9 protein-coding genes and 1 pseudogene are annotated in these 11,915 nt (G+C 36.2%); 5 read left to right on the top strand and 5 right to left on the bottom strand.

The window, feature by feature from the left end; all coding sequences use genetic code 11:
* The 5 genes from porM to topA form a co-directional block, all read right to left on the bottom strand.
* Nucleotides 1-1,017, bottom strand: a 1,017-nt coding sequence (gene porM, locus QW060_RS18715; RefSeq protein ID WP_290364914.1) for a type IX secretion system motor protein PorM/GldM, incomplete at its 3' end; no start/stop codon positions are given.
* Nucleotides 1,018-1,049: 32 nt separating this feature from the next.
* Entirely contained in the window at nt 1,050-1,826 is a 777-nt protein-coding gene (gene porL / locus QW060_RS18710; protein WP_290364172.1) for a type IX secretion system motor protein PorL/GldL, read from the bottom strand.
* A 52-nt stretch (nt 1,827-1,878) separates the two neighbouring features.
* A complete protein-coding gene (gene porK, locus QW060_RS18705) occupies nt 1,879-3,294 on the bottom strand; it encodes a T9SS ring complex lipoprotein PorK/GldK (RefSeq protein ID WP_290364173.1) in 1,416 nt (471 codons plus the stop codon).
* A 120-nt stretch (nt 3,295-3,414) separates the two neighbouring features.
* Nucleotides 3,415-4,557 carry a formimidoylglutamase gene (locus tag QW060_RS18700; protein WP_290364174.1) on the bottom strand — a complete coding sequence of 381 codons (1,143 nt, stop codon included), beginning with the start codon at nt 4,555-4,557 and terminating at the stop codon, nt 3,415-3,417.
* 3 nt (nt 4,558-4,560) lie between these two features.
* Nucleotides 4,561-7,104: a type I DNA topoisomerase gene (gene topA, locus QW060_RS18695; RefSeq protein ID WP_290364175.1), complete on the bottom strand. Its 2,544-nt coding sequence runs from the start codon at nt 7,102-7,104 to the stop codon at nt 4,561-4,563.
* A gap of 218 nt (nt 7,105-7,322) precedes the next feature.
* Between topA and miaB the strand changes: the two genes are divergently transcribed.
* The 5 genes and pseudogenes from miaB to secG all read left to right on the top strand — a co-directional run.
* Nucleotides 7,323-8,771 carry a tRNA (N6-isopentenyl adenosine(37)-C2)-methylthiotransferase MiaB gene (gene miaB / locus QW060_RS18690; protein WP_290364176.1) on the top strand — a complete coding sequence of 483 codons (1,449 nt, stop codon included), beginning with the start codon at nt 7,323-7,325 and terminating at the stop codon, nt 8,769-8,771.
* Between the two features lie 17 nt (nt 8,772-8,788).
* Nucleotides 8,789-10,066: a sigma-54 interaction domain-containing protein gene (locus QW060_RS28900; protein ID WP_290364177.1), complete on the top strand. Its 1,278-nt coding sequence runs from the start codon at nt 8,789-8,791 to the stop codon at nt 10,064-10,066.
* Nucleotides 10,056-10,577: an LptE family protein gene (locus tag QW060_RS18680; RefSeq protein ID WP_290364178.1), complete on the top strand. Its 522-nt coding sequence runs from the start codon at nt 10,056-10,058 to the stop codon at nt 10,575-10,577. Before QW060_RS28900 ends, QW060_RS18680 begins: the two co-directional genes overlap by 11 nt.
* Before the next feature lie 4 nt (nt 10,578-10,581).
* Entirely contained in the window at nt 10,582-11,541 is a 960-nt protein-coding gene (locus QW060_RS18675) for a tetratricopeptide repeat protein (RefSeq protein ID WP_290364179.1), read from the top strand.
* Nucleotides 11,542-11,544: 3 nt separating this feature from the next.
* A pseudogene (gene secG, locus QW060_RS18670) lies at nt 11,545-11,667 on the top strand (preprotein translocase subunit SecG); the annotation flags it as partial.
* Between the last annotated feature and the right edge of the window lie 248 nt (nt 11,668-11,915).

Genomic DNA, 11,915 nt, shown 5'->3' with positions numbered 1-11,915 from the left:
AGCAATCGTTGCTGAATTTGGACGTGCCACAACAACATAATTTGAATTCTGAATATCTACAGGAACAGCCTGTCCGTCTTCCATAAAGGTAAATTTACCACTAAACTTATGCTCTCCGACAGAACCAGCTGTCATGTTTAAGATTACCTGACCGTCTGAGAAAGCATTTGCGTTTGATAAATTAATTTTACTTCCGTTAACTATAACTTCAGTTGGTACAGTTGACTTATCAAAACGTCCTAAAACTACTTTTCCTTTGATTGGTTCTCCAGAGAAATAAACCGATTTATCAGTGATTACAAATGCCTGGTAATTTTTCATAGAAGCCGCTTGTTTCAAAGAATTTCCTAAAAACAGGTTATAAGCTTCATTTTCAATTTCTTTTACATCATTCTGCAAAGCAGATAATTTAGCCAAAGAAGCGATGGAAGGGAAACCTTTATAGTGATAGTCCAAATAAGGTTTTACAATTCCCTGCGAATCTTTTACATCGTCCGTATTGAATTTCTGATCCAGATTCTGTGTTAAGAATTTGTAGCTTACATCTGTACCTAAAACTTTCTTAACTTCTTCTCTATATTGATTAAATTTAGAGATGATTTCATTTCCTTTATCACTATACTTATCTCCAATAAACCATCCAGAATCAATTACCTCCCCTTTATCCATTTGTTCATAAGGCAATTTGTTATCATCGGTCAATACCAATTTTTCGGTAATCGATGTTTTAAGCGTTCCTAAATAATTATAGAAATCATTTGAAAGCTTACTTATCTGTTGTGCTTTTTGGTAAGGCTCTTTATAACGAGTAGGATCGTCAGAAGCTTTAATCTCTAAACCTTCTAAAAGGCCAGTGTTGACCATAGTCGCAGCTTCATTAGTATTTTCAAACTTTTCGTTCATTAAACCAAAAGCAGAAAGCACTTCCTTAGACATATTCAGAGCCATCATAGCGATGAACACTAAATACATCAGGTTAATCATTTTTTGTCTTGGGGTTTGTTTTCCTCCTGCCATAATTTCTCTAATTAGATTTTAATAGATTAATACTAATTAGCAGTTTTACCCATAGCAGATAACATTCCACCATATACTGCATTCAAAGTTGACAAATTAGAAGTCAACGACTGCATTTGTTCTTTTAATTTAAAGTTATTTTCTGCCACTTCTTTGTTGATATCAGCATTTCTTGTAGCGCTTTCTAACTGTGATTTATACATTGCGTTTAACGACTCTAACTGTGAAGCAGCTGTACTCATTTCTTCTGCATATCTGTTAGATGATGCTACTGCATCTACTGTAGGCGCAATTCCTTTAGCAGCTGCCTCGAAGTTTCGAATGCTGTTGCTCAAGCTTTCCATTAATTGCCCGTCAATTTTAGCATCTTTTAAGATCTTATCTAATTTTTCTGACAATAACGTTCTTTCTTCTGAAGTAGCAATCACTGCTCCACCACCTGAATAACCAGAACCTCCTGAGAAATTTGCATTTCCACTACCTGCAAAACCTGAACCAGAAACGGCTGATCCTGATCCTGTCCCTGTTACTACAGAAGACCCAGAAAACCCACCTGTTGAAACCTGCATTTGTCTTGGCTCACCACCTTTTAATTCAGGATAAACTCTTGACCAATCAAACTCATCATCAACTGGTTCAAAAGCAGATATTGCAAAAATCAATGCCTCTACCAATAATCCAACAGTCAACATATTGTTTCCATTTAACGGCCCCAACTCAATATGTGTAATTTTAAACAAAGCTCCAACAATTACAACTGCCGCACCCATTCCATAGCAGAAGTTCATTACTTTTTTCGGTATTGCCATAATTCTAATCTGTTAATTTTAATAATATAATAAATAGTAATTTAGTTAATTTTTATCTGCCACTTCTTCCGCTTCTTGGAGAAGTCGACTGTAATAAAGGATCCGGTGCTGCAACAACAACTCTAAACCCGATAAAACTTTTTGCGGAATCCGCATTCTCTTTATCACGTGTAGCTACCTGTAAGAAATAAGCCGGATCTCTCCATGAACCTCCTCTAACTACTTTCAAAGGATTTAATGATTCTTTTGACTTTGGCTTAAGTGAAGCATTCATTACATAAGATGCCTGATCGTATGTTGTAGCGGTCCACTCTGCCACATTACCTGCCATATTATACAAATTGTATCCGTTTGGTTTGTAAGATCTTGCTTCAGCAGTATACAATGCTCCGTCATCTGCGAAATTACCTCTGTCCGGCTTGAAGTTAGCCAAGAAACAAGCTTTCTCATCGGTCATATAAGGACCACCCCATGGGTACATTGCGTTTTGGATTCCTCCACGAGCAGCATATTCCCATTCTTCTTCTGTTGGTAAACGGTATTCGTTTAGTGTATGATTGGCTCTGCGCGATTTTAAATAAGTATTTTTATAAAGCGTTCTCCAAGCTGTAAATGCTTTGGCCTGATTCCAGTTAACTCCAACAACAGGATACTCTCCGTATGCTTCATGCCAGAAATATTCATTTAACATCGGCTCATTGTACGAGTAGCTAAAATCTTTTGCCCATCTTGTTGTATCAGGATAAACGTTTACAATTTCGGTTTTAAGATATTTTGCTTTACGATCTCTCGGACTTGTTACATTATCACGAACATTCGCTTCTTTATCAAACCATGAATATTTGAAGTTCAGTTTAGCTACATCAAACGTAGTCAAACCTTTTGTATTATTATCAGCTTTAATATATAATGAATCCATCACTTCAACATAGTACTCATCCGGATATCTTTGTGGATTAGTTATGATTCGGGCTCTTTTATTCAATCTTCTTCCGGCATACTCATCTGTGTCCATCGCCATACTATAGTAATTGTCATACATATAACGATCATACGCAGATTGGTTCTGATTCAAAGAAGGATCTTCTTCCGGTAAAAAAGCAAAAGCTCCTATACCTCCTGCTGCTGCATCCATCCCCATCTCATCAGCCATAATAGCTAATTTTGTTCTAACGATTGAATCTTTTACAAATTCAACAAACTTACGGTACTGATTATTTGTAACCTCTGTCTCATCCATATAAAACGAACCAACGGTCTTTAATGTTGGAGGAGCATCTTCCGCTCCCAATAGGTCTTCATGCGTTTTACCCATTGTAAAGGATCCTCCTGGAACAAAAGCCATTCCCTGAGGTTTTTCGGTAACCCAACGTTTACCTTGAACTCCATTTAGAACTTCACCTCTATCTCCTGAACCACAACTGAACAACAATGAAATAACCGCTGTAAGTGTAATGAACTTCTTCATATATTAATCGGGGTTTATTTATAATTTTTTTCTAAAGCGTAAACCTATTTATTTATTTTGAATTATACAAAGAAAATAAAAAAAAATTTAAATTTTATTTAACACTTGTATTTTTTCTTATCAATCAATCATTTTTTTGATCGCTTTCCACCATCTTTCCGGAATTACCTGATTTGTAGCGGAAATATAATCTTCGTAAGAACATGGAAATAAAACTTTTCTTCCACCCTCTTTATAAATTGCCTGATCAATTTCTATCCACCATCTATCAGAAACATCGCTCTTGTAAAATACAAGTTCCTGATCGTCAAGTAAAACATTATATTTGAAATATGTTTTTTTGCTAATGTAAGGATATTCATTGACTCTGAAGTTGAATCCTTCAACAAAATACCACAAAATTTGTGTAATTAACAAACTTTCAGCAGAAATAGTGTCAATATTGAAAATTCCGAAACTACTAACTTTATCGCTTAGTCCTGAATATCTTGCTAATGCACAAATTTCCCTTCCATCAAATCCGTTCGGATTAAATTTTGAAAAATAACCCATATCAGCAGATTTTACCGCATGGATATCCACACTTACAATATCTGCATCTCTTAATATAGGTTCTGCAAGCGCTATATTAGAAGCAACTTCACCTAATCGGTAAGATTCGAAGTATAATTTATCAATAAGATCTATCTCCTCCTGGGAATTATAATAGGTCTGATAACCTATGTTAGCATAGTTCAACAGGTTATTAGGTTCCTCCATTATTATTTTAGTCAGAAAAGATTCTGAAGGGTTTATGACATCCGAAACAACATCTATTTTACTGTCAACAGCAACAAGATTCACCATTTGCTCCAATCTGTCGTACGCACGATATATCGCATAAGTTAGATCCTGCGAGCCGCCGATAATAACTGGTAAAATGTTTTTATGCAGCAAATCTGCCACTATGCTCTTCACAACAAAATACGTATCATTGAGCGTTTCACCTGCATCTATTGTACCAAGATCTGCCATTATAGCACTCCAGTTTCCGGGAAATAATCCATACCAGTTTTTACGAAAAGCATCGAAGTTAACCTTGTCTCCTTTAGCATTCAATCCCCTTGAATCATTAACAGTAATAAGAGCCAATTGTATCCCTTCCAGATCTGGAAAATGATCCGGGGTATGCAATAGCAGCTTTTCACCTACCGTATTTACCGGAAGATCAGATAGATATACCAGCAAATTTGCAGAAACAGGTTTTAAAAATTCATAATTCATATACTATTTCTTTTTAACGGTCGCTTTTTTGGCAGTTGCTTTTTTGGCAGGACTCTTTTTTGCAGCTGTTTTAGTGGTTGTCTTTTTAGCCGCTGTTTTTTTGGCAGGCTCTTTTGCTTCTATCATTTTCTTAACCGATTCGAGATCCAGTGCCGCCGCATCAACATCTTTACTTAGCTCTATTTTTATCTTTCCTTTAAGCACAACAGATCGTCCCCAACGGGCTTTTTCAACGCGAATTCCTTCCTCTTCCCAGTTATGAATAACTTTATCTTTTTCTTTCTGTATCTTATCTTCAATCAACTCGTTGATATCTGCCTGAGATAAATGATCAAAATTGTATTTTTTATTTACATTGATAAACATATTATTCCATTTGATAAACGGACCAAAACGCCCAACACCTTTTTGCACAGGCAAAGAATTATAAGTTGCGATAGGCGCATCTGCTTTTTCTTTTTCTTTAATAAGCTCAATGGCTCTGTCAAGAGTTACATCAAGCGGCTCTTCTCCTTTTGGCAACGAAATAAACATTTTCCCAAAACGCACATAAGGTCCGAATCTACCATTATTTACCTCAACCTCTTCATCTTTATACAATCCTAAATTTTTGGGAAGCAAAAATAAAGTCAATGCTTCCTCCAGAGAAATATTTCCGATATTCTGATCAGGACGCAGGCTTGCATATTGTTTCTCTTCATCTTCAATATCCCCTATCTGTGCCATAGGACCAAATTTACCCAATCTCACAAGTACTGGTTTTCCTGATTTTGGATCCTTACCTAATATCCGTTCACCGGATTCCCGTTCAGCATTCTTTTCCACATCGAGTACTACAGGATGAAAATGACTGTAAAAATCATTCATCATTTTGGTCCAGTCCTCATTTCCTTCTGCAATCGCATCAAAATCTTCTTCAACTTTAGCTGTAAAATTATAATCGAGAATAGCCGAAAAGTTTTTTACCAAAAAGTCGGTTACAATAATACCGATATCAGTAGGAATCAACTTTCCTTTATCAGCACCTACTTTTTCTGTTTGCACAGATGCTTTTATTACTCCGTCAATCAGCTGCATAACTTCATAATTTCGTTCTATTCCTTCAGCATTTCCTTTTTCAACATAATTACGCGCAATGATTGTAGAAATAGTCGGTGCATAAGTAGAAGGTCTACCGATTCCTAATTCTTCCAGTTTTTTTACCAATGAAGCCTCTGTATACCGTGCTGGAGGTCGGGAAAAACGCTGAGTAGCAATAATAGCATTATTATCAAGTTTTTCATTGACAATCAATGCAGGCAACATTCCTTCCTGTTCTTCATCTTCGTCATCATGTCCTTCAAGATAAACTTTCAAAAATCCTTCAAATAACAACACTTCTCCTGTTGCAGAAAAATGATCATTATGTTTATCTGCTACAATTGTTACATTGGTTCTTTCCAAAGCCGCATCACTCATCTGTGAAGCCAGTGTTCTTTTCCATATCAGATCGTATAAACGAGCCTGATCTCTATCAATACTGACACTGTGTTTAGACATATCAGTAGGTCTTATGGCTTCGTGAGCTTCCTGAGCGCCTTTTGCTTTTGTTGTATAAACCCGTGGTTTACTGAACTCTTTTCCGTAAGAACGGATAATTTCTGCTTCGGCAGCCTGCATAGCTTCCTGAGAAAGATTAACACTATCCGTTCTCATATAAGTAATGAGTCCGCTTTCATATAACCTTTGTGCTAACATCATTGTCTGTCCAACAGAATAATATAATTTACGTGCAGCTTCCTGCTGTAAAGTAGAAGTAGTAAAAGGTGCAGCCGGAGACTTCTTAGTCGGTTTTGTCTCCAGTGCACTAACCTTAAACTGCGCTCCTATATTTTGCTTTAAGAAGGACTCTGCTTCTTGTTGTGTTTTAAAGTTCTTAGGCAGCTTTGCTTTAAAAATCTTGCCTTTTGTTGTCTGAAACTCTGCCGTTATACTAAAAGAGCTTTCTGTTGTAAAGGCATTAATTTCTTTTTCACGCTCTACAATCAAACGAACAGATACTGACTGTACCCTTCCTGCTGACAAACCTGTTCTTACTTTCTTCCATAATATAGGAGAGAGTTCATATCCCACAAGACGGTCTAAGACACGACGTGCCTGCTGTGCATTGACCAGGTTGTAATCTATTTTTCTTGGGTTATCTATAGCTTTGTTAATAGCTGTTTTCGTGATTTCATGAAAAACAATTCTACGTGTATTCTCGTCTTTTAAATTCAGTTCTTCTGCCAAATGCCAGGCAATAGCTTCTCCTTCACGATCCTCATCGGAAGCCAACCAAACCAAATCAGCTTTTTTTGCTAAGTCTTTTAGTTTTTTTACTACTGCTTTTTTATCTGTAGAAACTTCATACTTTGGTTTAAAATTATTTTCCACATCTACCCCTATCTCTTTAGAAGGTAAATCGGCAATATGACCGAAACTGGATTCTACCTGATAATCTTTTCCTAAAAACTTTTCTATTGTCTTTGCCTTTGCCGGCGACTCCACAATCACTAAATTTTTTGCCATTCTTCACGTTTTAGTTTGGCAAAAGTATGGGATTTTTTTTATTTGAAACCATACACCTATATATATATGTGTAGTTTTTTTAAAAATTGCTCCATCCCCATTACTTTAAAACCGCTCTAAATATCCGCAAAAAAATCCAAAACTCACGCTGACATCTTGTCATAAAGAAAAATTATATCGTATCTTTGCAAATTGATTAGCACCCATTTATCTGGTTTATGGAAAAGATTATTGAAGAAAACAAACAGGGAACCACATTGGTTTTAGAGCAAAACTCAAATAACTCAAAAAAGTTATTTATTGAGAGTTACGGATGTCAGATGAATTTTTCTGATAGTGAAATCGTTGCTTCTATATTAGCAAATGAAGGATACAATACAACCCAAAATCTTGAAGAAGCTGATTTAGTATTGGTAAATACCTGTTCTATACGTGACAAAGCCGAACAGACCGTTCGCAAACGTCTTGAAAAATATAATGCTGTAAAAAAAATCAATCCTTCTATGAAAGTGGGAGTATTGGGGTGTATGGCGGAACGTTTGAAAAGTCAGTTTCTTGAAGAAGAAAAGATTGTAGATATGGTAGTAGGACCTGATGCTTATAAAGACCTGCCCAACTTATTAAAAGAGGTAGGAGAAGGACGTGATGCTATAAACGTAATTTTATCCAAAGAGGAAACTTATGGAGACATTGCTCCTGTACGATTAAATTCAAACGGTGTTACTGCTTTTGTATCTATCACACGCGGATGCGACAATATGTGTACGTTCTGCGTTGTTCCTTTTACACGAGGCAGAGAACGCAGTCGCGATCCTCAAAGCATTATGCAGGAAATAAAAGAACTCCATGAAAAAGGATTTAAAGAAGTAACACTTTTAGGGCAGAATGTCGACAGCTATTTATGGTATGGGGGTGGCCTTAAAAAAGATTACGTTAAAGCTACCGATATGCAAAAAGCAACAGCAGTAGACTTTGCTAACCTACTTGATATGTGCGCAACAGCGTATCCTAAAATGCGTTTCAGATTTTCAACATCCAATCCGCAGGATATGCATGAAGAAGTCTTACATATCATTGCCAAACATCATAATATCTGTAAATACATTCACCTGCCGGTTCAGTCAGGAAGCACAAGGATTCTACATGAAATGAACCGCCAGCATACACGTGAAGAGTACATGGCATTAGTAGATAACATCAAAAGAATCATTCCTGATTGTTCACTTTCACAGGACATGATTACAGGTTTTCCGACAGAAACAGAAGAAGACCATAAAGACACCTTATCCTTAATGGAATATGTACGTTATGACTTCGGATATATGTTTGCCTATTCAGAAAGACCCGGAACACTGGCAGCAAGAAAACTGGAAGATGATGTGCCTGAAGCTATAAAAAAACGCCGCTTACAGGAAATTGTGGATCTACAGCAAAGAATTGCTTTGGAACAAACACAACGTTTTGTAGGTCAAACCGTAGAAGTTTTGATTGAAAAAGCGTCCAAACGTTCTGATGAGTACTGGTCAGGAAGAAATTCCCATAATACAGTAGTTGTTTTCCCGAAAGGAACTTATAAAGTCGGTGATTTTGTAAACGTTCAGGTGACAGATTGTACTTCTGCCACTCTCATCGGAGAAGCTATAGGATATTCAGAAATGCAACATTAAACTGTTTAAACAATAAAATGGAATCAATTCAAGCCATCAAACAACGTTTTGAAATCATAGGAAACGACCCGAAGCTGAACCGTGCAATTGAAAAAGCGATTCAGGTAGCTCCGACAGATATTTCGGTACTCGTAACCGGAGAAAGCGGTGTTGGAAAAGAAAATATTCCAAAGATAATTCATTCATTATCTCACCGTAAACACGGAAAATATATTGCAGTAAACTGTGGCGCTATTCCGGAAGGAACTATAGATTCCGAGCTATTCGGACACGAAAAAGGAGCTTTTACGGGTGCTGTAGGAAATCGGGAAGGTTATTTTGAAGTAGCAGACGGAGGTACCATTTTTCTGGATGAAGTTGGTGAACTTCCTTTAACAACACAAGTAAGATTACTTCGTGTACTCGAAAACGGTGAATTTATAAAAGTAGGTTCCTCCAAAGTCCAAAAAACGGATGTGCGTATTATAGCCGCAACCAATGTAAAAATGATGGAGGCTATTGAAAAAGGGAAATTCAGAGAAGACCTCTATTACCGTTTAAGCACCATAGAAATAAATCTGCCGCCCTTACGGGAACGCGGTGAAGACATTCATTTACTATTTCGAAAGTTTTCTGCAGATTTTGCTCATAAATACAAAATGCCTCCTATTAAACTGGATGAACAGGCGGCAGAATATCTTAAGCAATACCGTTGGGATGGTAACATACGTCAGCTCCGAAATATTGCTGAGCAGATATCCGTCATTGAAACCAAGAGAGATATTACGCTCTCCATCATCCAATCTTATTTACCTAACAGAAATAAGCAACTGCCTTCCTTAATTGAAAGCAAAAAGTCTGAAAGTGATTTTAGCAATGAACGTGAAATTCTGTACAAGGTACTCTTTGACATGAAGAGCGATTTAAACGACCTTAAGAAATTGACTTTGGAATTGATGAAAAACGGCAATTCATCAAATGTTCAGGAAACCAATAAAAATCTGATTCAGCGCATATACGGTCAAAAAGAAGACATGCCCGAAACAGCAGACCATACAAACATTGCTTTACCTATAGAAAACAATCATAAAAATCCTAACTTTATCAATCCCGAAACGGAAGAAGAGGATGATGACAGTCATTATCTTATTGCAGAGACAGTAGATGACGAAGAAAACCTTCGTCTGGATGAACGCGAAATTCAACTGATCAAAAGAGCTTTGGAACGCAATAACGGAAAAAGAAAAATTGCAGCAGAAGAGCTGGGTATTTCTGAAAGAACCCTCTATAGAAAAATCAAACAATATGATTTATAAAATATTAAAAAAATATCAGCCACTGGCACTTATCCTTTTTTTCAGCCTTTTGCTCAACAGTTGCTCTGTATACAATTTTACAGGAACAGGTAAAATTGATGCGGTATCTTTCCAGGTCAACAATTTTCTTAACAATGCTACACTGGTAGAACCCGGTATTGAAAGAACCTTTACGGTTGCTCTTCAGGATCTGATTCAGAATCAAACCGTGCTGACACTTACCAATACCAATGCTGATCTGGTTTATGAAGGTGAAATTACAGAATACCGTATCTCACCTATGACCGCTACAGCTGATCAGACAGCAGCTCAAAACAGACTGTACATTTCCATAAGAGTACGTTTTACCAACAAAAACAAACCGGAAGATGATTTTGAACAATCTTTTTCCCACTTTTACGATTATCCGGCAAATGAACAATTGATAGGCGCGCGGTTAAATGGTGCCATTGACGAAATATACGAAAGAATAACACAGGATGTTTTCAATGCTTCCTTAGCAAAATGGTAAGAATATGCAGCTAACAGATTTAATCAATAAACTCAACCATCCTGAGTCGGTAAATGAGAACGACAATCAATACTTCACACAGATTATTGAGCGGTATCCTTATTTACAATCTGTTCGTGCCTTGTATCTAAAAGGATTGCATTCCCAAAGAAATCACTTATATAACAGCGAGCTCAAAAAAACAGCTGCTTATACTACCGATCGTGATGTGTTGTTTGATTTTATTATTTCTGAAAATTTCACGGTGTACAAGCCCCTCAATATCGAAAATGTCGAAGTTATTGATGAAGATTATCTGATTACTAAAAAACCAGAGATCACACTTGAAGAATCGATTGAAAAATCAATTTTATCAACTCTTGCATATATAGAAAACGAAGAAAAAGAGCCTCTCATCTTGTCCAAACTCGAACAGAGAGATGCAAACAAGACACTCATAACAGAAGAAATCACACAGCCTGAAGAAAAAAAGGAGGATATTTTGTCAGAAGATGAAGAGACTGTAGTTACTTCTGTTGAAACACTGGAAGAAAAATTAGAAATCGGTACTCCAATTGAATTTACTTCAGCCGAAAAACATTCTTTCTCTGAGTGGCTGCAACTGACAAAAGCAGAGCCAATAAAAAGAAAAGAAGAGGAAACGGAAGCTATTGAACCACAAAAAGAAGAAAAACTTCAAGAAGAGAAAAGAAAAAAAGAAGAGCTTATCAATCGCTTTATTGAAACAAATCCTAAAATAATCCCTAATAAAAACATGTCTTCAGTGCCTGTATTTATTGAGAAAAACGAGGATGACCAATCTTTTTTAATGACCGAAACCCTTGCAAAAATATACCTGGAACAAAAAAAATATCAAAAAGCAATTCAAGCTTATGAAATATTAATTTTGAAATATCCAGAAAAAAGTAGTTTATTTGCAGACCGAATTTCCAATATTAAAATGTTACAAAACTATAATAGTTAAAAAATGAATACGTTTACAATCTTTTTAGTACTAATAACCATCGTATCCCTTTTATTAATCATTGTTATAATGATTCAAAACCCTAAAGGAGGTGGTCTTGATTCTTCATTAGGAGGTTGGTCAGTTTGGATCGCTTTGGAGGTTTCTCGTCTTTAGAACATTGAATTTCAGGTAATACAATTAAATCTGTTTTTAGAATAAATAGATATTCTATTTTATAATCGATTGAAATTCGAAAACTCGAATGATTACCAAAGTAAAGTAATTTTTAGTGTTCACTTTCCGTTTGAACAGCTTGACCTATAAACAGTGATGATAATATTGTGAAAATGTACGCTTGCAAGAAAGCAGCTAAAATTTTTATGAAATAAATG

This window comes from Paenimyroides ceti (assembly GCF_030409925.1).
This window is presented reverse-complemented; position numbering and strand designations above follow the sequence as displayed.

What these genes read in the sequence shown, in the direction of transcription:
- porL (WP_290364172.1), bottom strand. Translation starts at nt 1,826, where the DNA reads ATGGCAATACCGAAAAAAGTAATGAACTTCTGCTATGGAATGGGTGCG.
- porK (WP_290364173.1), bottom strand. Translation starts at nt 3,294, where the DNA reads ATGAAGAAGTTCATTACACTTACAGCGGTTATTTCATTGTTGTTCAGT.
- QW060_RS18700 (WP_290364174.1), bottom strand. Translation starts at nt 4,557, where the DNA reads ATGAATTATGAATTTTTAAAACCTGTTTCTGCAAATTTGCTGGTATAT.
- topA (WP_290364175.1), bottom strand. Translation starts at nt 7,104, where the DNA reads ATGGCAAAAAATTTAGTGATTGTGGAGTCGCCGGCAAAGGCAAAGACA.
- miaB (WP_290364176.1), top strand. Translation starts at nt 7,323, where the DNA reads ATGGAAAAGATTATTGAAGAAAACAAACAGGGAACCACATTGGTTTTA.
- QW060_RS28900 (WP_290364177.1), top strand. Translation starts at nt 8,789, where the DNA reads ATGGAATCAATTCAAGCCATCAAACAACGTTTTGAAATCATAGGAAAC.
- QW060_RS18680 (WP_290364178.1), top strand. Translation starts at nt 10,056, where the DNA reads ATGATTTATAAAATATTAAAAAAATATCAGCCACTGGCACTTATCCTT.
- QW060_RS18675 (WP_290364179.1), top strand. Translation starts at nt 10,582, where the DNA reads ATGCAGCTAACAGATTTAATCAATAAACTCAACCATCCTGAGTCGGTA.